The organism is Stenotrophomonas sp. YJH_SMC_40 (assembly GCF_059368615.1).
Window position 1 is genome coordinate 41412 of the sequence record NZ_JCAFRX010000006.1, and the last position, 20141, is coordinate 61552.

17 protein-coding genes are annotated in these 20141 nt (G+C 67.4%); 11 read left to right on the plus strand and 6 right to left on the minus strand.

What is annotated here, in order from left to right:
- Positions 1-10: 10 nt before the first annotated feature.
- From AC5P6X_RS12735 to AC5P6X_RS12755, 5 genes are all read left to right on the plus strand, one after another.
- On the plus strand, positions 11-478 hold the full coding sequence (locus AC5P6X_RS12735) for a hypothetical protein (RefSeq protein WP_005407738.1): 468 nt from the start codon (positions 11-13) through the stop codon (positions 476-478).
- Between the two features lie 74 nt (positions 479-552).
- On the plus strand, positions 553-1272 hold the full coding sequence (locus AC5P6X_RS12740; protein WP_024956412.1) for an HAD family hydrolase: 720 nt from the start codon (positions 553-555) through the stop codon (positions 1270-1272).
- 3 nt (positions 1273-1275) lie between these two features.
- Positions 1276-2643 carry a leucyl aminopeptidase family protein gene (locus AC5P6X_RS12745; RefSeq protein ID WP_088436373.1) on the plus strand — a complete coding sequence of 456 codons (1368 nt, stop codon included), beginning with the start codon at positions 1276-1278 and terminating at the stop codon, positions 2641-2643.
- A gap of 136 nt (positions 2644-2779) precedes the next feature.
- Positions 2780-3883, plus strand: coding sequence for a catalase family peroxidase (locus AC5P6X_RS12750; RefSeq protein WP_088436372.1), 1104 nt, complete (start codon positions 2780-2782; stop codon positions 3881-3883).
- Positions 3880-4416: a cytochrome b gene (locus AC5P6X_RS12755; protein ID WP_088436371.1), complete on the plus strand. Its 537-nt coding sequence runs from the start codon at positions 3880-3882 to the stop codon at positions 4414-4416. The genes AC5P6X_RS12750 and AC5P6X_RS12755 overlap by 4 nt, the downstream gene beginning before the upstream one ends.
- A gap of 650 nt (positions 4417-5066) precedes the next feature.
- Here AC5P6X_RS12755 and AC5P6X_RS12760 read toward each other — a convergent pair.
- The 4 genes from AC5P6X_RS12760 to AC5P6X_RS12775 are packed head-to-tail and all read right to left on the minus strand — an operon-like array spanning position 5067 to position 8562.
- The gene (locus tag AC5P6X_RS12760; protein ID WP_005407733.1) at positions 5067-5669 is read right to left on the minus strand and encodes a response regulator transcription factor; all 603 of its coding nucleotides are present in this window, start codon (positions 5667-5669) and stop codon (positions 5067-5069) included.
- Entirely contained in the window at positions 5666-6880 is a 1215-nt protein-coding gene (locus tag AC5P6X_RS12765) for a sensor histidine kinase (protein ID WP_099605702.1), read from the minus strand. The genes AC5P6X_RS12760 and AC5P6X_RS12765 overlap by 4 nt, the downstream gene beginning before the upstream one ends.
- 6 nt (positions 6881-6886) lie before the next feature.
- Positions 6887-7669 carry an ABC transporter permease gene (locus AC5P6X_RS12770; RefSeq protein ID WP_108269905.1) on the minus strand — a complete coding sequence of 261 codons (783 nt, stop codon included), beginning with the start codon at positions 7667-7669 and terminating at the stop codon, positions 6887-6889.
- Positions 7666-8562 carry an ABC transporter ATP-binding protein gene (locus AC5P6X_RS12775; RefSeq protein ID WP_329756633.1) on the minus strand — a complete coding sequence of 299 codons (897 nt, stop codon included), beginning with the start codon at positions 8560-8562 and terminating at the stop codon, positions 7666-7668. The genes AC5P6X_RS12770 and AC5P6X_RS12775 overlap by 4 nt, the downstream gene beginning before the upstream one ends.
- A gap of 202 nt (positions 8563-8764) precedes the next feature.
- On the opposite strand from AC5P6X_RS12775, the gene AC5P6X_RS12780 reads away from it, so the two are divergent.
- The 5 genes from AC5P6X_RS12780 to AC5P6X_RS12800 all read left to right on the plus strand — a co-directional run bounded on the left by AC5P6X_RS12780 (position 8765) and on the right by AC5P6X_RS12800 (position 16569).
- On the plus strand, positions 8765-10018 hold the full coding sequence (locus AC5P6X_RS12780; RefSeq protein ID WP_164089565.1) for an efflux RND transporter periplasmic adaptor subunit: 1254 nt from the start codon (positions 8765-8767) through the stop codon (positions 10016-10018).
- Between the two features lie 102 nt (positions 10019-10120).
- Positions 10121-10810, plus strand: coding sequence for an ABC transporter ATP-binding protein (locus AC5P6X_RS12785; RefSeq protein WP_004137569.1), 690 nt, complete (start codon positions 10121-10123; stop codon positions 10808-10810).
- Positions 10811-10824: 14 nt separating this feature from the next.
- Entirely contained in the window at positions 10825-11982 is a 1158-nt protein-coding gene (locus tag AC5P6X_RS12790) for an ABC transporter permease (protein WP_005407727.1), read from the plus strand.
- A gap of 13 nt (positions 11983-11995) precedes the next feature.
- Positions 11996-13318, plus strand: a complete 1323-nt coding sequence (locus AC5P6X_RS12795) for an ABC transporter permease (RefSeq protein WP_005407726.1) — start codon at positions 11996-11998, stop codon at positions 13316-13318.
- 392 nt (positions 13319-13710) lie between these two features.
- Positions 13711-16569, plus strand: a complete 2859-nt coding sequence (locus tag AC5P6X_RS12800) for a TonB-dependent receptor plug domain-containing protein (protein ID WP_005407725.1) — start codon at positions 13711-13713, stop codon at positions 16567-16569.
- A gap of 207 nt (positions 16570-16776) precedes the next feature.
- On the opposite strand, the gene rarD is transcribed toward AC5P6X_RS12800, so the two are convergent.
- Together rarD and yedA are read right to left on the minus strand one after the other, a co-directional pair.
- The gene (rarD, locus tag AC5P6X_RS12805) at positions 16777-17673 is read right to left on the minus strand and encodes an EamA family transporter RarD (protein ID WP_032965507.1); all 897 of its coding nucleotides are present in this window, start codon (positions 17671-17673) and stop codon (positions 16777-16779) included.
- Positions 17670-18575, minus strand: coding sequence for a drug/metabolite exporter YedA (yedA, locus tag AC5P6X_RS12810; RefSeq protein ID WP_043035189.1), 906 nt, complete (start codon positions 18573-18575; stop codon positions 17670-17672). Before yedA ends, rarD begins: the two co-directional genes overlap by 4 nt.
- 223 nt (positions 18576-18798) lie before the next feature.
- On the opposite strand from yedA, the gene AC5P6X_RS12815 reads away from it, so the two are divergent.
- Complete coding sequence (locus tag AC5P6X_RS12815) at positions 18799-20133, plus strand: MFS transporter (protein WP_043035190.1); 1335 nt, start codon at positions 18799-18801, stop codon at positions 20131-20133.
- The last annotated feature ends 8 nt before the right edge of the window (positions 20134-20141 follow it).

The following is a 20141-nucleotide window of genomic DNA, read 5'->3' on the forward strand; positions in this document are numbered from 1 at the left end:
ATCCGCTCGGATGAACTCTCTCGCCACGCGTTGCCTTGCCTTGGCCTGCATTGCCGCTCCCGCGTTCGCCGCGACACCGCCGACTGCCGATCAGGCGCGCACCCAGCTTGCTGAGGCGGTTACCTGCAAGCGGCACCTCACGCCCATCCAGTTCGACGCCATGGCCCGGATGCTGACACCGGCCCCGGCAAGGGTGCAGGACGGCGAATCCAGCGGCGAGTTCCGGCTGACCACGCCCTTGATGGTGCTGGGCCAGCCCGTGAACCGGCTGCAGTCCTATGACGGCGACAGCGGCGAGGATGGCATCGACAGTTTCACCGCGTACTTCAGCTCGGCCAGTGTGGAACAGGTCGCGGCACTGGCGAAGATGTCCGACCCGGTAGCAGGCACCTACACGAAGGAAGTTGGGCGGCACAACCTGGACGTGCAGCAGTTCGACGGCCAGACCACCATCGCCTGCTCGTACAACCTGCGCTGACCCGGCCCAGCCACAGTGCCCACCCGCCCGCCGCGTCGCATGAAAGCCCGCGCGGGCAGGGGTAGAATGGCGGGGTGAATTTCCCCGTCCAAGCCATCACCCTCGACCTTGACGACACGCTGTGGCCGTTCGCTCCGATCGGCGCCCGCATCGAACAGGTCCTGCACGCCTGGATGTGCGAACACAGCCCCGCTACCGCCGCGATGTATCCGGTGGAGGCGATGCGCGAACTGCGCGAGCGGCTGTACCACGCCCATCCGCACCTCCACCACGACCTGAGTGCGCTGCGCCGGCTGACCCTGCACGAAGCACTGCACACCAGCGGTGCCAGCCTCGATCTGCTGGAGCCTGCGTATGAAGTGTTCTACGCCGCGCGCAACCAGGTGGAGTGCTATCCCGATGCGATCGACGCGCTGGCGCGCATTGCCGCACGGGTACCGGTGGCGGCGCTGAGCAACGGCAACGCCGACCTGGAGCGGATCGGCCTGGCCCATCATTTCGCCTTCCAGCTGGGTTCGCGCGAACACGGCGCGGCCAAGCCCGAAGCCAGCATTTTCCATGCCGCGTGCACCCGCCTGGGTGCGGCACCGGCACAGGTGCTACACGTCGGCGATCATGTCGACATGGACGTGGCCGGGGCGATTGCCGCCGGCCTGCGCGGCTGCTGGATCAACCGCGACGCAGCCACCTGGACCCATCCGCAGCTGCAGCCGGACCTGCAGTTCGACACCCTTACCGGCCTGGCCGACTGGTTGGATGCCAACCTCGACGCCGCCGCACCCCGGAGTACCTGACGCATGAGCGAGATCACTGGTTTCACCGCCGACACCGCTGCGGCGCTGCCGTTGTACGTGCTGGACCGCGAGCAGTTCGCCGCCTGGAAGGACAGCCAGCCGGCTGCCACGCAGGCGTGGCTGGCATCGCAGGGCTTCAACGCCGGCGCCCACAGCGTGGCACTGCTGCCGGGCGCCGACGGCCTGGCCGGTGCCGTGATGGGCGTGGGTGATCGTGCCGATGCCTACAGCTATGCGCATGCGCCGCACGCGCTGCCGGAAGGCAGCGTCTGGCAGCTGGCCAATGAACTGCCGGCCGCCGAACTGGCGCTGCTGCAGCTGGGCTGGGGCCTGGGCAGCTACCGCTTTGACCGCTATCGCAAGCGCAACCGCGCACCGGCGCAGCTGGTGGCCTCGCCGACCGGCGAAGTGGCCGACCTGATCGCCGCCAGCCTGCGCGTGCGCGACTGGGTCAACACCCCGACCGAAGACATGGGCCCGCAGCAGCTGGAAGACGCCGCGCGCGCGCTGGCCGATGCACATGGTGCGCAGGTCGAGGCGATTACCGGCGACGAACTGCTGAAGCAGAATTTCCCGGCCATCCACGCCGTGGGCCGCGCTTCGCATCGTGCGCCGCGCCTGGTCGTGCTGCGCTGGGGCAGGGAGACCGACCCGGCACTGGTGCTGGTGGGCAAGGGCGTGTGCTTCGATACCGGCGGGCTGGACATCAAGCCGGCCGACGGCATGCGCAACATGAAGAAGGACATGGGCGGCGCCGCGCACGCACTGGCCCTGGCCGGCCTGGTGATGGCGCGCGGGCTGCCGGTGCGCCTGACCCTGCTGGTGCCCGCTGTGGAAAACGCGATCGGCCCCGATGCGTTCCGTCCGGGCGAGGTCATCGCCACCCGCAAGGGCCTGAGCGTGGAGATCGACAACACCGACGCCGAGGGCCGCGTGATCCTGTGCGACGCATTGACCTTCGCCGGTGAGCAGAAACCGGACCTGGTGCTGGACTTCGCCACCCTCACCGGTGCCGCGCGCATCGCCCTGGGCCCGGACCTGCCGGCACTGTTCAGCAACGACGACACGGTGGCCCAGCAGTGGCTGCAGGCCGGTGACGCGACCCGCGACCCGGTCTGGCGTATGCCGCTGTGGCGCCCCTACCTGCGCTACCTGAGCAGCGGCATCGCCGACCTGGCCAACGCCGGTTCGCGCATGGCCGGCTCGGTTACCGCCGCGCTGTACCTGGAACGCTTCCTGGAAGACGGCCAGCGCTGGGCGCACCTGGACGTGTATGCCTGGAACGACGGCGAGCGCCCGGGCCGTCCGGCCGGTGGCGAAGCGCTGGCGCTGCGCTCGGCGTGGACGATGCTGAAGCAGCGCTACAGCTGATCGGTTGGGTGCCGACCGTTGGTCGGCACGCCGTCCCCGGAAATTCTGACGAAAAATTGAATTTCGGCCCCGGCCGGGTTCTGCGAGGATGTGTGGGTCGACCACCCACACGCTCCGTGAAGGCAGGACTCCGACCATGTCGCTCTTCCGCTACACCCGCGCTGGCCAGACGCCGGGCGCGCCACGCAAGCATTCCCCCCTGCTCTGGATCGCACTGATCGCACTCATTCTGGGTGCCGTCGCGCTGGCCTTCGCCTGGCTGGCCGGCTGGATTGGCGACCGCCTGACCGCGCAGCGCTTCACCGACACCATCGAAGCCACCGGCCCGGCACATCCCGGGTTCCGCCGGGCGCACAGCAAGGGCATCTGCGTGAGCGGCTGGTTCGAACCCAGTGCACAGGCCCCTACCCTGTCCAGTGCACGGGTTTTCTCGCAGCGCCGCGTGCCGGTGATGGGCCGCCTGTCGATCGGCGGCGGTGATCCCTACGGCGCCGACAACACCGCGCGCGTACGCAGCCTGGCGGTGCAGATGGTCGGCGATGACGGCCAGGAATGGCGGATGGCAATGAACAGCTTCCCGTTCTTCGCGGTGCCCGATGCCGAGGCGTTCTACGAGCAGACGCGCGCCTCCATTCCCGACCCGGCCACCGGCAAGCCCGACCCGCAGAAGATGGCCGCGGTGCTGGCGAAATACCCCAGTGCACAGGCGTTCCAGCAGTGGGCCAGGACGGCACCGTGGACCAGCAGCTGGGCCGACACCACCTTCAACAGCGTCAACAGCTTCTGGTTCACCAACGCGCAGGGCCAGAAGCGCGCGGTGCGCTGGCGCTGGCAGCCGCAGGCGCCGGTGGTGGAGATGGATGCGGAAACGCGCAAGCAGGCCAGCGTCGATTTCCTCAGCCAGGAACTGCAACAACGCCTGGCCAGCGGCCCGGTGCGCTGGAACCTGGTCGTGACCACCGCCGAGCCTCGCGATGCCATCGATGATCCGTCGGTACCGTGGCCCGAATCGCGTGATCAGGTGGTGGCCGGCGTACTCAGCCTGGACCGCATGCAGTCGCAGGAGGAAGGCGCCTGCGGCCAGATCAACTTCGATCCGCTGATCCTGCCCAGTGGCGTGCGCGGCAGTGATGATCCGATCCTGGCCGCACGCTCTGCGGTGTACTCGCAATCCTTCAACCGCCGCGAGCGCGAGCGCGCCAGCGGCAACGTCGAGCAACCGAAGGAGGCCGCACGATGAGCACCGGCAACGGCCACTTCAACCTGCTGGCGCGGGTGCTGCACTGGACCATGGCGCTGATGATCATCGCCATGCTGTTCATCGGCGTGACCATGGTCGCCTCGCTGCACCTGCGGCCGATGCTGATCGACCTGCACCGACCACTGGGCATCGCGATCCTGCTGCTGGTGCTGCTGCGCCTGTACAACCGCCTGCGCCACCGCCCGCCGCCGCTGCCGGCGGATCTTCCGGTATGGCAGGTGATGGCGGCCAAGGCCTCGCACTGGATGCTGTATGCGCTGATGCTGGCGATGCCGTTGATCGGCTGGGCGATGCTGTCGGCCGGCGGTTACCCGATCGTGCTGTGGGGTGGCCTGCACCTGCCGCCGATCGTGCCGCACACCCCGGCGTTGTATGCCGCGCTGCGCAATGCGCACAGCTTGTTGGCGTATGTGTTGTTCGCCACGGTGCTGATGCATGTGGGGGCGGCGCTGTTCCATTTGTGGGTGCGGCGGGATGGCGTGTTCCAGGCGATGGCGCGCGGGAAGGATTGATGGGGTTCGCCGGGTGTTCCCGGCGGATTGTTTTCCGCGACCGCGGGGGGGTGTCACTTTTCTTTTCGCGCGAAAAGAAAAGTAACCAAAAGAAACGCGCCGCCAGAGCGCGAGCCGGTGCTGCGCACCGGTACCCTGTGCTTCTCGGTGAATCAGGGGACGGCGCCGAACTCGCTACGCTCAAACACCGGCGCCTCTTCGCCCCTGATTCCCCTGCGATGCTCGGCTCGCTCAAGGCGGACCCAACATCAAGAGCGACAGCTGCGCCCAGTAGATCCACGCCATGCGTGGATGCTGTTGCCGTTGATCTTGACCTTCCAGTCCGCCTTGAGCGAGCCGAGCACCGCAGGTCCGGCGAGGGCGAAGAGGTGCGGGTGTCTGAGCGCAGCGAGTTCCCGCGCCGTCCCTCGACGGACCGAGGAGCGCAGGGCACCGGCGTGCGAAGCACGCCGGCTCGCGGCCGGCGGAGCGTTTCTTTGGTTACTTTCTTGATGGCGCACATCCATGTGCGCCACCCTACGGGCCGGCTACGCCGTTCCACGCTGCTCCTGCAGCGTGGTGCACGCGCAAAGAAAGTGACACCCCCTCCGCGGTCGCGGAAACAATCCGCCGGGCAGCGCCCGGCGCTACCAGTGCGTCGGCGCACGCCCCTACAACCATCCCTTCTGCCGCGCCAGCCGGTACGCCTCGATCCGGTTGGCCACCCCCAGCTTGCCGATGCACTCGGACAGGTAATTGCGCACCGTGCCATGCGACAACCCCAGCTGCTCGGCAATCTCGCTGGCGGTACGGCCCTCGCCCGCCAGCCGCAGCACGCGGCGCTCGCGATCGGTCAGCGGGTCGGCCTGCGACCACGCATCCAGTGCCAGCTGCGGGTCGATCGCGCGGATGCCCTGCTTCACCTTGCGCAGGGCATCGGCCAGGTTCTCGGCCGGTGCGTCCTTCAGCAGGTAGCCCAGCACGCCCGCTTCCAGCGCGCGGCGCAGGAAACCGGCACGGGCGAAGGTGGTCACGATCACGACCTTGATCGGCAACTCGTGGCGGGCGATGCGCTGGGCCAGTTCCAGCCCGGACAGGCCAGGCATTTCGATGTCAGTGACCAGAATGTCCGGCTGCAGCTGCTGCAGCATGCGCCACGCCGCCTCGCCGTCAGCAGCGCTGCCCAGCACCTCGATGTCCGGCTCCAGGCCCAGCAGCGCCGACAATGCACCGCGCACCATCGCCTGGTCTTCGGCAAGCAGGATGCGGATCATGCGGAACCATCCCGTGCCAATGATGCTGACGACAGCGGCGTGGTCGCGGCCACCAGTGGCACGCGCACGGTCACTAGGGTGCCTTCGCCGCGCGGCGACTGCAGTGACAACTGGCCGCCCAGCGCCATCGCCCGTTCGCGCATGCCACACAATCCGTTGCCCTCGGCCTGTACGCCACCGCGGCCGTCATCGCGTATCTGCATCACCAACTGTCGTTCCTCAAGCATGAAATCCACCTGCACCCGGGTCGCCTGTGCGTGGCGCACGATGTTGGTCGCAGCCTCGCGCAGCACCAGCGCCAGCCCACGTTCCACTTCGACCGGCATCGGCGGCGGCGGTGTGTACTGCAGGTGTACCTGCTGGCATTCCAGCAGCAGGCGCGCCGAGGCCAGCTCGCCAGCCAGGTCGCTGGCGCGGATGCCGGTCACCGCACTGCGCACCTGGGCCAGCGCCTCGCGGGCGATCGCCTCGGCTTCGCCGATCTCCTGCCGCGCGCGCGCGTCATCACGGTCGTACAGCTTGCGCGCCAGTTCCAGCTTCAGCGTGATCAGCGACAGCGTGTGGCCCAGCAGGTCATGCAGATCGCGGCCGATACGCTCGCGCTCGGCGGTGGTGGCCAGCCGCCGCACCTCGTCCTGGGACAGCTGCAGGGCAACGTCCCGTTGATGGCTCAAGGCCTCCACGTTCACCACCAGGCCGACGATGAACGACACGGCCGGCATCCACACCATGGCTTGCCACGGATAACCGACGTAGAGTGCAGCGCCGCAGAACAACAGGTTCAGGCCGGTGAGCTGCAACAGGTACACCCACCAGCCGCCACGGCTGCTCATGCGGATCATCACGCAACCGAACACGAAGTAGCTCAGTCCCGACGGATACCACGGCAGCAGCACCAGGGCCATCAGGATCATGCCCAGCGCATAGCGCCATGCGTGGTGCCGTGGCGCCAGCATCACCTTCGCATAGAGCAGCAGGAACAGCGGATAGCTGGCCACGGTCAGCAGCAGCCAGCGCACCGTGAAGCCATTGCCGAGCACCGGGGTGAGGAAGATCCAGACCGACCACAGCAGGTGGATCGCACCGCTCCAGGGCGACTTGCCACGCCGCAGCAGGTCGGCCACCGCCGAGTCCGGCGCGGGGCGCAGCAGGGACGCAAGCCAGCTCGACGACACGGAAGAATCCAGGCGGGAATGATCGCTGCCGATCATGCCAGTTCAGCCGATCCGGCGCAGGCGGCGGCGCGCCAGCAGCAGCGCCACCACCGTGACCGCCAGCAGCACCAGCAGGTGGCCAGCCATGCTGCCCACCGACGGCAGCCCGACCACCGGCAGCGCCAGCTGCGCCAGATGCCAGGTTGGCCACAGCGGTGCCATCATCGAGAACATCTTGGGCAGCGCCGACAACGGCAGCCACAGGCCCGACAGCAGGGCCAGCGGCAGGTAGACCAGGTTGACCATCGCCGGCGCCGCGCTGGCACTGACATGACTGCCGATCAGCAGGCCGATCGCCCCCAGCGGCAGCGCTGCCAGGCCCGCCACCGCCAGCAGCTGCAGCATCTGCACTGCCTGCAGCTGCACGCCACCCAGCGCGCGCGCCACCCCGATCAACAGGGCGGCTACCAGCAACGCGAACATCACGGCCATCGCCAGTCGCGCCAGCAACGGTGCCGCCGCCGGCATCGGCAGCGCTCGCTTGAGGGTCAGCAGGCCGCTTTCTCGGTCCAGCGCCAGCTGCACGCCGAAGCCGAACAGGGCCGGGGCCATCGCACCGAACACGCAGTAGGTGGCCAGCAGGTAGAGCGGTGCATGGCCGCGGCCCAACAGCACGCCGAACAACAGGTAGAACAGCACCGGGAACAGCAGCGAAGGCACCGCGAAGGCGGGTGTACGCCAGGCGCGGCGCAGCTCGGCCACCAGTTCAGCGCCGTACGGGCGCAAGGCCTGGCGCCACGCCGATACCGGCGCGGGTGTAGTGCCGGTACGGGTCATCGTGTTCATGCGGCCTCCCGGGTCATGTCGAGGAAAGCGTCGGCCAGTGCCGCGCCCTGTACTTCCAGCTCACGCAGCTGTGCATCGGCGGCCAGCAGGCGCGCCACCACCGGCTCGGCCGGGCTCGCCAGCAACTGCAGGTGCTCGCCATCACGCTGCACCTGCTGCACGCCCGGCCACTGCTGTACCTCTTCAACAGTCAACACGCTGCGGCAGCGGATGCGGCGCGGCCGATCGGCCAGGCGCAGCTCGCTCAACGGTGCATCGGCCAGCACCCTGCCCTGCTCCAGCACCAGCACCTGCTGCGCCAGCGCTTCGGCCTCTTCCAGATAGTGGGTGGTCAGCAGCACGCCGCAGCCTTCGGCCACCAGCTGCCGGATCGCCTGCCACATCGCCTGCCGCGCCTGGATGTCCAGACCGGTGGTGGGCTCGTCCAGGAACAGCACGCGCGGGCGACCACACAGCGCGATGGCGAACTGCACCGCGCGCTGCTGGCCACCGGACAGCTGACCGTAGCGACGGCCTGCCAGTGCCTGCAGGCCTGCGCGCTGCAGCACCTCCTGCAGCGGCATCGGGTCCGGATAGCAGGCGCTGGCCTGCGCCACCAGTTCGTCCACCTGCAGCATCGGCGGCAGGCTGGTGCTCTGCAGCATCACGCCCAGACCGAGGCGGCTGCTGCGCTGCTGCGGGTCGCCACCGAGCAGCTCGACCTGGCCGGCATCGGCGCGGCGCAGGCCCAACAGCACGCTGATCGCGGTACTCTTGCCGGCACCGTTGCGGCCCAGCAATGCCAGCACCTGGCCAGCGCGGACCTGCAGGTCGATGCCCTGCAGGGCGGTATGGTCGCGGTAGCGCACCTGCACCTGCTGCAGGCGGGACAGCGACGGGGCGATCGGATCCATGGGCGGTACCGGTAGCGGGGACGTTGCCATCCTGTGCCGCCGTGGTCACATTTCGCAGTTGCCGCCGTCAGTGTCATCGGATGACAGCTGTCACTGCCGTCATCGCTGTGCCTGCCTTCATGCTGTGCCGCACGCTCCACCGCCGGAACCGCCGCCGTCCGCGCTTCCGGCCATACCCGCCCGAACGCCTGTGATGGAACGAATGAACGCTTCTGCCGAGCTGTTGAAGGAACTCCGTATCGACCGCAAGTCGCCGCCGCCCGCCTCCGGTGGTGGCAGCAATGGCGGTAGCCGTCGTTGGCTGTGGATCGCGATCATCGTGGTCGTGCTGCTGATCGCCGCTGCCGTGGCCTTCCTGTTCGGCCGCGCGCCGGCCGTGGAAGTGGAAACCGCGCCCGCAGTGGCCATCCAGCAGGGCAGCGCCAGCAGTTCGGTGCTCGATGCCAGTGGCTACGTGGTCGCCCGGCGCATGGCCACGGTCTCGGCCAAGATCACCGGCAAGGTGCGCGAGGTGATGATCGAGGAAGGCATGCGGGTCGAAGCCGGCCAGGTGATGGCCACCCTGGATCCGATCGATGCCGATGCGCAGCGCAGCCTGTATGCCTCGCAGTTGCAGGCCGCGCGCAGCCAGGTGGCCGGGCTGGAGGCACAGCAGAAGCAGGCCGCCGCCGAAGCCAGCCGCCTGCAGGCGCTGGTCGGCCAGCAACTGGTGTCACGTTCGCAGTACGACCAGGCCGTGGCCCAGCGTGACAGCCTGCGTGCGCAGCTGGAAACGGCCCAGCGCAACGTCAAGGTCGCCAACGACCAGCTGGCCATTGCCGATCTGGGCGTGGACAACAACATCGTGCGCGCGCCGTTCTCCGGCGTGGTCACCGCCAAGGCCGCGCAGCCGGGCGAAATCGTTTCGCCGCTGTCGGCGGGCGGTGGTTTCACCCGTACCGGCATCGGCACCATCGTCGACATGGACTCGCTGGAGATCGAAGTCGAGGTCGGCGAGGCCTTCATCGGCCGCGTGCAACCGAAGATGCCGGTGGAAGCCACGCTCAACGCTTATCCGGAGTGGAAGATTCCGGGCGAGGTCATCGCCATCATCCCCACTGCCGACCGCGGCAAGGCCACGGTGAAGGTGCGCGTGGCGCTGAAGGTGAAGGACCCGCGCATCGTGCCGGAGATGGGCGTGCGGGTCAGCTTCCTGGAGCAGGCGCAGCCGCAGGCGGCCGCCAAACCGCAGGGCGTGCGCGTGCCGGCTGGCGCGGTGGTCCAGCGCGAGGGCGCCTCGGTGACCTTCGTACTGGGCGACCAGAGCCGCGTGCAGCAGCGCACGGTCGAGGCCGGCCAGGCGATGGGCAAGGACCGCCAGATCCTCAAGGGCGTCAGCGCGGGTGAGTCGGTGGTGGTGAACCCGCCGGACACCCTGCGCGATGGCGCCAAGGTGCAACAGAAACAAGCGCAGTAACGGCCTGGCGCCCATGGGCGCCGCCGGCAACACCGCTCGACGCACGCCTGCGGCCACCGCAGGTGCGCTTCCCCGCTTCCCGCCTTCCGTGGAGAACCACCCATGTCGACCCTGGTTTCACTGCGCAACATCACCAAGACCTACCAGCGTGGCCCCGAGAAAGTGCAGGTGCTGCACGGCATCGACCTGGACATCGCCAGCGGCGACTTCGTCGCGCTGATGGGCCCGTCCGGCTCGGGCAAGACCACCCTGCTCAACCTGATCGGCGGCCTGGACAACCCCAGCGGCGGCGAGATCAGCATCGAAGGCGAGCGCATCGACCAGATGAGCGGCGGCCAGCTGTCGACCTGGCGCAGCCACCACGTCGGCTTCGTGTTCCAGTTCTACAACCTGATGCCGATGTTGACCGCGCAGAAGAACGTGGAGCTGCCGCTGCTGCTGACCCATCTCAATGCCGCGCAGCGCCGCCGCAATGCCGAGATCGCGCTGACCCTGGTCGGCCTGGCCGACCGCCGCAGCCATCGCCCCAATGAACTGTCCGGCGGCCAGCAGCAGCGCGTGGCGATCGCGCGGGCGATCGTCTCCGACCCGACCTTCCTGATCTGCGACGAACCCACCGGCGACCTCGACCGCCAGTCCGCCGAGGAGATCCTCGGCCTGCTGCAGCAGCTCAACCGCGAACACGGCAAGACCATCATCATGGTCACCCATGACCCGAAGGCCGCCGAGTACGCCACGCACACGGTGCACCTGGACAAGGGCGAGCTGGCTGACGCGCCGCTGGCCCACTGACGGAGGCCACGGCGATGAAATACTTCTCGTTGGTGTGGGCGCAGCTGTTCCGCAGCCGCACGCGCACCCTGTTGACCCTGCTGTCGGTGGTGGCCGCGTTCCTGCTGTTCGGCATGCTCGACTCGGTGCGCGTGGCGTTCTCGTCCGGCGGCAGCGTGGAAGGCGCCAACCGCCTGGTGGTGGCCTCGCGGCTGTCGATCACCCAGTCGCTGCCGATCCGCCTGGAAACCCAGATCCGCCAGGTGGCCGGCGTGCGCGACGTGGCCTACGGCATGTGGTTCGGCGGCATCTACCAGGATCCAAAGAACTTCTTCCCGAACTTCTCGGTGTCGCCCAACTACTTCGATGTCTACCGCGAACTGCAGATCGATCCGGCCCAGCTGGAGGACTGGAAGCAGACCCGCACCGGCGCCATCGTCGGCGAATCGCTGGCCAAGCAGTTCGGCTGGAAGATCGGCGACACCATCCCGTTGCAGGCCACGATCTTCCCGCGCGGCGGCAGCAACGACTGGCCGCTGGAACTGAAGGGCATCTACCGTTCCAAGGACCGAGCGCTGGCGGCCAACGAAGAACGCCAGTTGATGATGAACTGGAAGTACTTCGATGAGTCCAACGACTACATCAAGAACCAGGTGAGCTGGTACACGGTGACGCTGGACAACCCGGATCACTCCTCGCGGGTAGCGCAGGCCATTGATGCAATCTCGGCCAACTCCGACCACGAGACCAAGACCCAGACCGAGTCGGCGTTCCAGCAGGCCTTCGTCAAGCAGTTCGCCGACATCGGCATGATCGTCACTTCAATCATGGGCGCGGTGTTCTTCACCCTGCTGCTGCTGACCGGCAACACCATGGCGCAGGCGGTGCGCGAGCGCGTGCCGGAGCTGGCCACGCTGAAGACGCTGGGCTTCAAGGACAGCACCGTGCTGACCCTGGTGATGGTGGAGTCGGTGCTGCTGATCGGCCTGGGCGGCCTGATCGGCATGGGCCTGGCCGCACTGATCCTGCCGGCGATCGGCCCGAAGAGCATGGGCATGCTGCCGCCGCACGTGCCGACGCCGACCTGGCTGATGGGGCTGGGCCTGATCGTGGTGATCGGCATCATCGTCGGCCTGTTGCCGGCGCTGCGTGCCAAGCGCCTGAAGATCGTCGACGCACTGGCCGGCCGCTGAGGAGGACACCGACATGTTCAAGAGCAAACTCAAGAAATGGCTGGGCAACGGCCTGACGGTGCTGCTGCTGGTGATCGGCCTGGTGCTGTGGATCAGCCTGCCGTGGTTTGGCGTGCTGGCCGTGGCCGTGCTGGTGGCACTTTGGCTGCTGCTGACCCGTGGCGGACGGTTGGCGCTGGCCGCCACCCGCATCGGCGTGGCCAGCCTGCCGCAGCGCTGGGGCGCGTCCTCGGTGATCGTGGTCGGCATCGCCGGCGTGGTCGGCGTGCTGGTGGCGATGCTGGCGATGGGCGAAGGCTTCCAGGCCACGCTCAACAACACCGGCGACGACACCACCGCCATCGTGCTGCGCGGCGGCTCGCAGGCCGAGACCAACTCGGTGATCACCCGCGAGCAGGTGCCGACGTTGTCCACCCTGCCCGGCATCAGCCGCGATGGCGAAGGCCGGCCGCTGCTGTCGCCGGAGCTGTCGCAGGTGGTCAACCTGGTGTCGAAGTCCGACGGCACCGACGTCAACGCGCAGTTCCGCGGCGTTGGTCCGCAGGCCTGGGCCGTGCATGACAAGGTCAAGATCATCGAAGGCCGCAAGTTCGCAGCCGGCCTGCGCGAGATCGTGGTCGGCCAGGGTGCCAAGGGCCAGTTCCGCGACATGGACGTGGGCAGGACGCTGACCCTGGGCAACCAGACCTGGACCGTGGTCGGCGTGTTCGCCACCGGCGATGCGCACGATTCGGAGCTGTGGACCGACGCTGATACGCTGGCCACCACCTACCAGCGCAGCGCCTGGCAGTCGATCAGCGTGCGTACCGATGGCAAGGCCGGCTTCGAACAGTTCAAGGCAGCGGTCGCCGCCGACCCGCGCCTGAAACTGGACGTGGAAACCACCCGCGTCTACTACAGCAAGCAGGGCGGCGGGCTGACCAAGCTGATCGACATCCTCGGCAAGGTGATCGGCACGATCATGGCGGTGGGTGCAGTGTTCGGCGCACTCAACACCATGTATGCGGCCGTGGCCACCCGTGCGCGCGAGATCGCCACCATGCGCGCGATCGGCTTCCGCGGCCTGCCGGTGGTGACGGCGGTGATGCTGGAGACCATGCTGCTGGCGTTGCTGGGTGGCCTTCTGGGGTGTGCGGTGGCGTGGCTGCTGTTCAATGGCTACAGCGTGTCCACCATAGGCAGCAACTTCAGCGCGGTGGTGTTCAAGTTCCATGTGTCGCCGGAACTGCTGTGGACCGGACTGAAATGGGCGCTGGGCATCGGCCTGGTCGGCGGCCTGTTCCCGGCGCTGCGCGCGGCCCGTTTGCCGATCACCACGGCGTTGCGCGAAACCTGAGCATCACGCAGCGGTGGACTGCGCATCACGCAGGGGACGGAGCGAAGGCTCCGTCCCTTTTATTTTGCGCGTCATCCACGCTTGGTGGTGAGCCAGGACGTCCAGTAGATCCACGCCATGCGTGGATGGATGCCGGCGCACGCGCACGGCTACAGATTGCGGGAAATACGCCGCTATCGATGCCTCTGCCCATCGAAAGCGCAACGCGCGTGACGTTGCGCACATCCCATCTGTGGATTGTTGGTTGCGATTCATTTTCGCGCACATCCGCGGCGCAGAGGCAAACAGTTACGAATGGAAACATTCTAGAATCGCCCCCCCACGTTGGTTTGCAGCACCCCACGCGTCCATAGAACGGGCGCTTGTTTTTCCTGAAACACGAGATTTCACGGATGTCCCTGAAAACCAATCCGCTGCGCAACGCGATCGTCATCGCGCTGGCCGCCAGCTGCACCACCCCCGCCTTCGCACAGAGCGCCGGCGATACCCCGACCAACCTCGATCGCATCGAAATCACCGGCTCGCGCATCCGCCAGGCCAGTGTCGAGACCGCACAGCCGGTCGTCGCGCTCAGCCGCGCCGAGATCGAGAAGAAGGGTTACATCAACGTCGCCGACATCCTGCAGGACGTCACCGCCGCCGGCGCACCGAGCCTGAGCCGCTCGTCGTCGCTGAGTTCTTCGCGCGACTTCGGCGGCACGTACGTCAGCCTGCGCAACCTCGGCCCGGAGCGCAGCCTGGTGCTGATCGACGGCCGCCGCATGGGCGTCAGCGCCGGTGGCTACTCCGACCTGGCTTCGATTCCCTCGGCGATTGTCGAGCGCGTGGAAGTGCTCACCGATGGCGCGTCCGCGCTGTACGGCTCGGACGCCATCGCCGGTGTGGTCAACATCATCACCCGCAAGAACTTCGACGGTGGCGAAGCCAGCGTCTACGTCGGCCAGTACGGTGAAGGTGACGGCCAGAAGCGCTCCTACAGCGCCACCTTCGGCAAGACCTTCGACCGCGGCTGGTTCAGCGTCGGCGCCGAGCGCACCAAGGAAGACGAGATCCTCGGCAGCGAGCGCGAGTTCAGCCGTTACCCGGGTGGCCCGCGCCATCCCGACGACGTCAAGGCACTGAACCAGACCACGCAGTGGGGCAGCGTCACCGTCGACGGCAAGTCGCTGACCGTGGGCCCGGGCGGCGACCCGAGCCAGAAGGGCAATTTCCACACGCCCAATCCGGCCGATGGTGCCAACACCAAGACCAACATGAGCCTGCTGAGCGGCCTGGAGCGCACTTCGGTGTTCGCCAACGGTGGCTTCTCGATCACCGATGACCTGCGCATCGTGGCCGACGCGCTGTACAGCAAGCGCGAGTCGACCAAGCACCTGGCCGGCTACCCCTACTCGGTGTCCACCGCACAGGCGCGCAACGGTTCCCGTGCTGCCCTGTCCAAGGACAGTGCGTTCAACCACTGGGGCCAGGACGTGCTGTTCTCGCACCGCACCGAAGAAATGCCGCGTGCGACCGAGAACAACCTGGACACCAAGCGCGCCAGCATCGGCCTGGAAGGCAGCTTCGAAACCGGTTCGCGTTACTGGGACTGGAACGTCAGCTACATGTACAACCGCAATGAAGGCGAGCGCATCGGTACCGGCAGCATGTACCAGCCGCACGTCGACCTGGCGGTCGGCCCATCCTTCATGGATGGCACCGTGGCACGCTGCGGCAGCCCGGGCGCCGTGATCGCCGGCTGCGTGCCGTGGAACCCGGCCGCGCCGATGGGCTATGCGGGCCCGGGCTCGCTGAGCAACCAGGACGTGCAGGACTACCTGTTCACCCGCTTCGTCGACAAGATGAAGAGCACCACGAAGGTTGCCAGCGCCAACATCTCCGGTTCGGTGTTCACCCTGCCGGCCGGCGACGTGATGGCCGCGATGGGCTTTGAGCACCGCAACGAAGAAGCCAGCTACACCCCGGACCTGATGGTGCAGAAGGGCCAGATTGCCGGCACCACCGGCCAGCCGACCCGTGGCGACTACTCGCTCAACGAGGTCTACCTGGAGCTGCAGGTACCGCTGCTGGCCGACATGCCGTTCGCGCGTGAACTGTCGCTGGACCTGGCCGGCCGCTACACCGACTACAACACCTTCGGTTCGACCACCAACAGCAAGTTCGGCCTGAAGTGGAAGCCGATCGACAGCCTGCTGGTGCGCGCGACCTACGGCACCGGCTTCCGTGCGCCGACCGTGGACGACCTGTACGGCGGTGCGGTGAAGAGCCGTGATTCGTTCACCGATCCGTGCGATACCTCGTTCGGCATCGCTGCCAGCAGCGCGACCGTGGCCGCACGCTGCCAGGCGCTGAAGGTGCCGGCGGACTTCCGCCAGCAGACCGCGTCGGAAGGCAACGTCGCCAACCGTCCGGGCCAGCAGGGCATCGCCGATTTCGACTCCGGTTCCAATGCGAACCTGAAGCCGGAAACCGCCAAGACCTGGACCGTGGGCCTGGTGTACAGCCCCGAGTTCGTGCCGGGCCTGGACGTCAGCCTGGACTGGTGGAAGATCCGCATCGACAACGCGATCGTGGGTGAGTCGGCCACCGACATCCTCAACCAGTGCTACGTGCAGGGCGTGGATTCGGCGTGCGGCCGCTTCACCCGTTCCACCAGCGCCAAGACGCTGGGTCAGGTGACGTCGCTGGACCGCTCGCTGGTCAATGCGGGCTACCGCGAAACCGCCGGCTACGACTTCAGCCTGCGTTACCGCCTGCCGGAAACCGCGTTCGGCCGCTTTGCCGCAACCTGGAACACCACCTACACCGACTACCTGGAGCAGCGCAACGACAGCGCCGCCACCACGCCGGTGGAGCAGAAGACCGGCTGGCAGGGCAACTTCCGCGTGCGTTCGACCTTCAACCTGGATTGGCAGTACGGCGACCTGGGCATCGGCTGGACCGCCCGCTACTACTCGGGCATGAAGGAAGCCTGCTCGTATGACCTGGCCGGTGGCCCGGACTGCAACATGGCCGGCTTCGTCTCGCCGTACACCGATGCGCAGCCGAGCCGCAAGGTGGGCTCCAACACCTTCCACGACCTGCAGGTGCGTTACAGCCTGCCGTGGGACGGCACCGTGTCGCTGGGCGTGAACAACGTCTTCGACCACCAGGGTCCGATCATGTACAGCCAGCCGAACAGCAGCTTCACCTACTACGGTGGCTTCGACATCGGTCGTTTCATGTACATGAAGTACCAGCAGCGCTTCTAAGCCTGCAACCGCGTTCCCGCCACCGCCATCTCTCTCTCCTGGCGGTGGATGGAAGCAGAACGGCGCCCTTCGGGGCGCCGTTCTTTTTTTCGGGAAGCGGGGTCGGATCCCTTCGCCCTGCGAAGGGCTCTGACCCCACGCGACGGATAGAACAGGGTCAGAGCCCTCCGCGTTGCGGAGGGATCCGACCCCGCAGCCCCGCCGGCGCTAGCGCTTGGCGCGCATCGTGCGGATGTTGTCACCGACGAACAGGATCAGGCCGGCCCAGATCGCGGCGAAGCCGATCGCCTTGGCAGTATCGAACGCTTCGTGGAAGAAGAACACGCCCAGCAGCAGCTGCAGGCTCGGCGCGATGTACTGCAGGATGCCGACCAGCGACAGCGGGATGCGCTTCACGCCGTAGGCGAAACCGATCAGCGGCACTGCGGTCACTGCGCCACCGAAGATCAGCAGCAGGTCATTGCGCCAGCCCCAGCCGTGGAAGAACGCGCCGCCATGGCCGTTTTCCGCCCAGATCGCGAAGGCCAGCGCCGGCAGGAACAGGTACATGCTCTCCACGCCCAGGCCGGCCACCGGATCGACCGAGACCAGCTTGCGCAGCAGGCCATACAGGCCGAACGAACAGGCCAGGCCCAGCGCGATCCACGGCGGCGTACCCGCGTCGATGGTCAGCCAAGCCACGCCCACCGCCGCCATCGCCACCGCCACCCACTGCAGGCGCCGCAGCCGCTCCTTCAGCACCAGCACGCCCAGCAGCACGTTCACCAGCGGGTTGATGAAGTAGCCCAGGCTGGTCTCGATCACATGGCCGGCGTTGACCGCCCAGATGTACAGGCCCCAGTTGAACGCGATGGTCAGGCTCGACACCAGCAGGATCGGCAGCGCGCGCGGCTGCGCGGCGATCTTCTGCCACCAGCCCAGGCGCGAGCTGATCAAGAGCCAGCCCAGCACCATCACGGTGCTCCAGATGATGCGGTGGGCGATGATCTGGAACGAGGGTACCTCGTTGAGCAGGTGCCAATAGACCGGCACCAGGCCCCAGATCACGAAGGTGGATGCGGTGACCAGCAGGCCCCGGCGTTGTTCTTTCTCGTCCATGCTCACTTCTTTCTCGTCCTTGCCATTGTCAGCACCACCACACCCAGGAGAATCACCGCCATCGCCAGCAGGTCGCGCCAGCCGAAGCGCTCGCCGTTGAGCAGCGCGCCCAGCAGCACCGCGATCACCGGATTGACGTACGCATAGCTGCCGGCCAGCGCCGGCCGCACGTTCTGCAGCAGCCAGACGTAGGCGGTGAAGGCAACGATGGAACCGAACACGCACAGGTAGGCCATCGCCAGCAGGCCACCGGTATCGGGCAGCGTGGTCGGGCGCTCGCCGACCGCCAGGCCGATCAGCACCAGCAGCACGCCACCGCAGATCATCTGCCCGGCGGCGGTCATGAACGGGCCCGGCAGGTCCAGGCCGCGCGCCCACACCGAACCGAAGGCCCAGCCGATCGGCGCGATCAGCAGCAGCACCAGCCCGGTCGGCGAGGCCGTCAGGCTGCTGCCGGCGTTGAGCCAGACTACGCCGAGGAAGCCGATGGCGATGCCCAGCCACTCACCGCGGCTGGCATGCTGCCCGCGCAGCGCCGAGAACAGCGCCATCCACAGCGGCACCGAGGCCACTGCTGTCGCGGCCAGGCCCGAGGACACCTCACGCTCGGCCAGCACCACCATGCCGTTGCCCAGCACCAGCATGGTCACGCCCATCACCACCAGGTTGCGCCACTGCCGCAGGGTCGGGTTCGGCATCTTCCAGAACAGACGCAAGGCCAGGAACATCAGGCCACCGGCAATGATGAACCGGCTGCCGGAAACCATCGTCAGCGGCAGCGCGCCGCCGTGCAGGGCCTTGGCGATGCCCAGGTAGGTCGAGCCCCAGACCACGTAGACCAGCAGCAATGCCAGCGCGACAAGGCCACCCCGGGGGGCAGCCGCAGACGAAGAGGGGGGAACCGACATGACACACCAGGGAGCCGGGGGAAGGCGGATTCTAGGACGTTTTGAGTATGGTCCGGCACCCCGGACGGTGGCACGCTGTCATCCATCCATGCACCCTGCTCTGGTCTGCTACCCCGTGTTGACGGCCGATGCAGTACCAAGAGGGCTGCCCGGCCGCGCCGCCCCAAGGCCGGGCGCCGTTTTCCCTGCGCACGGACGCGCCGCATCGAGGATTCCCACCCAGATGAGCACCACGTCCCAACCTGCCGTACCCGCGAACGACCGCGCTGCCCTGCGCCGGTCGATCTCCAATACCCTCAAAGGCTCCGCCGGCAACCTGGTGGAGTGGTATGACGTCTACGTGTACTCGGTGTTCGCCGTGTACTTCGAATCGCAGTTCTTCTCGCCGGACGACAAGAACTCCACGATGTACGTGTGGGCGATCTTCGCCGCCACGTTCCTGATGCGCCCGATCGGTGCCTGGTTCTTCGGCCGCTTCGCCGACCGCCACGGCCGTCGGTTGGCGCTGACTGTCTCGGTCACGCTGATGGCGCTGTGCTCGTTCCTGATCGCCATCACCCCCACCGCCGCCAGCATCGGCATCTGGGCCGCAGTCATCCTGTTGTTCGCGCGCCTGCTGCAGGGCTTCGCCACCGGCGGCGAGTACGGCGCCAGCGCCACCTACATGTCAGAGGCCGCCATTCCCGGCCGTCGCGGCTTCCTGTCCTCCTTCCACTACGTCACCCTGGTCGGCGGCCATGTGCTGGCCCAGCTGACCCTGCTGCTGATGCTGACCTTCTGGGGCAAGCCGGAGATCTCGGAGTGGGGCTGGCGCATCGCCTTCGGCATCGGTGGCATCGCCGCGGTGGTGGTGTTCTGGCTGCGCCGCGGCATGGACGAATCGCTGTCGGAGTCGTCGATCGAAGCTGCGCGCGAGGGCAAGGCGCAGAAATCCGGCTCGATGTACGAGCTGTTCGTGCACCAGTGGCGGCCGCTGCTGCTGTGCTTCCTGATCACCGCCGGTGGCACCGTGGCCTTCTACACCTACTCGGTGAACGGCCCGAAAATGATCCAGAGCGCATTCGCGGGCAACGACCCGATGACCGGCACCCTGATCAACCTGGGCGTGCTGGCGTTCCTGATGGTGCTGCAGCCGGTCGGCGGCTGGCTGTCGGACATCATCGGCCGCAAGACCCTGCTGGTGTTCTTCGGTGTCGGCGGCGTGCTGTACAGCTGGTACCTGATCACCCAGCTGCCGCACCAGCACGACGCCACGCTGGCGTTCCTGACCCTGGCACTGGCCTTCGTCATCCTCACCGGCTACACCTCGATCAATGCCGTGGTAAAGGCCGAGCTGTTCCCCACCCACGTGCGTGCACTGGGCGTAGGCCTGGGTTACGCGCTGGCCAACTCGCTGTTCGGCGGCACCGCCCCGCTGCTGTACCAGGGCGCGCTGAAGACAGGCCACGTCGACTGGTTCGCCATCTACGTGACCGCAACGATCGCGGTATCGTTGGTGGTCTATGTGTTCTTCCTCACCAACAAGGGCCCCAACTGGCTCGACGGCACCCGCAAGTAAGCGCGTTG

Bases quoted from the DNA above. Each gene is read 5' to 3' on its own strand.
- AC5P6X_RS12735 (WP_005407738.1), top strand. From the start codon at position 11: ATGAACTCTCTCGCCACGCGTTGCCTTGCCTTGGCCTGCATTGCCGCT.
- AC5P6X_RS12745 (WP_088436373.1), top strand. From the start codon at position 1,276: ATGAGCGAGATCACTGGTTTCACCGCCGACACCGCTGCGGCGCTGCCG.
- AC5P6X_RS12750 (WP_088436372.1), top strand. From the start codon at position 2,780: ATGTCGCTCTTCCGCTACACCCGCGCTGGCCAGACGCCGGGCGCGCCA.
- AC5P6X_RS12755 (WP_088436371.1), top strand. From the start codon at position 3,880: ATGAGCACCGGCAACGGCCACTTCAACCTGCTGGCGCGGGTGCTGCAC.
- AC5P6X_RS12760 (WP_005407733.1), bottom strand. From the start codon at position 5,669: ATGATCCGCATCCTGCTTGCCGAAGACCAGGCGATGGTGCGCGGTGCA.
- AC5P6X_RS12765 (WP_099605702.1), bottom strand. From the start codon at position 6,880: ATGATCGGCAGCGATCATTCCCGCCTGGATTCTTCCGTGTCGTCGAGC.
- AC5P6X_RS12770 (WP_108269905.1), bottom strand. From the start codon at position 7,669: ATGAACACGATGACCCGTACCGGCACTACACCCGCGCCGGTATCGGCG.
- AC5P6X_RS12775 (WP_329756633.1), bottom strand. From the start codon at position 8,562: ATGGATCCGATCGCCCCGTCGCTGTCCCGCCTGCAGCAGGTGCAGGTG.
- AC5P6X_RS12780 (WP_164089565.1), top strand. From the start codon at position 8,765: ATGAACGCTTCTGCCGAGCTGTTGAAGGAACTCCGTATCGACCGCAAG.
- AC5P6X_RS12785 (WP_004137569.1), top strand. From the start codon at position 10,121: ATGTCGACCCTGGTTTCACTGCGCAACATCACCAAGACCTACCAGCGT.
- AC5P6X_RS12790 (WP_005407727.1), top strand. From the start codon at position 10,825: ATGAAATACTTCTCGTTGGTGTGGGCGCAGCTGTTCCGCAGCCGCACG.
- AC5P6X_RS12795 (WP_005407726.1), top strand. From the start codon at position 11,996: ATGTTCAAGAGCAAACTCAAGAAATGGCTGGGCAACGGCCTGACGGTG.
- AC5P6X_RS12800 (WP_005407725.1), top strand. From the start codon at position 13,711: ATGTCCCTGAAAACCAATCCGCTGCGCAACGCGATCGTCATCGCGCTG.
- yedA (WP_043035189.1), bottom strand. From the start codon at position 18,575: ATGTCGGTTCCCCCCTCTTCGTCTGCGGCTGCCCCCCGGGGTGGCCTT.
- AC5P6X_RS12815 (WP_043035190.1), top strand. From the start codon at position 18,799: ATGAGCACCACGTCCCAACCTGCCGTACCCGCGAACGACCGCGCTGCC.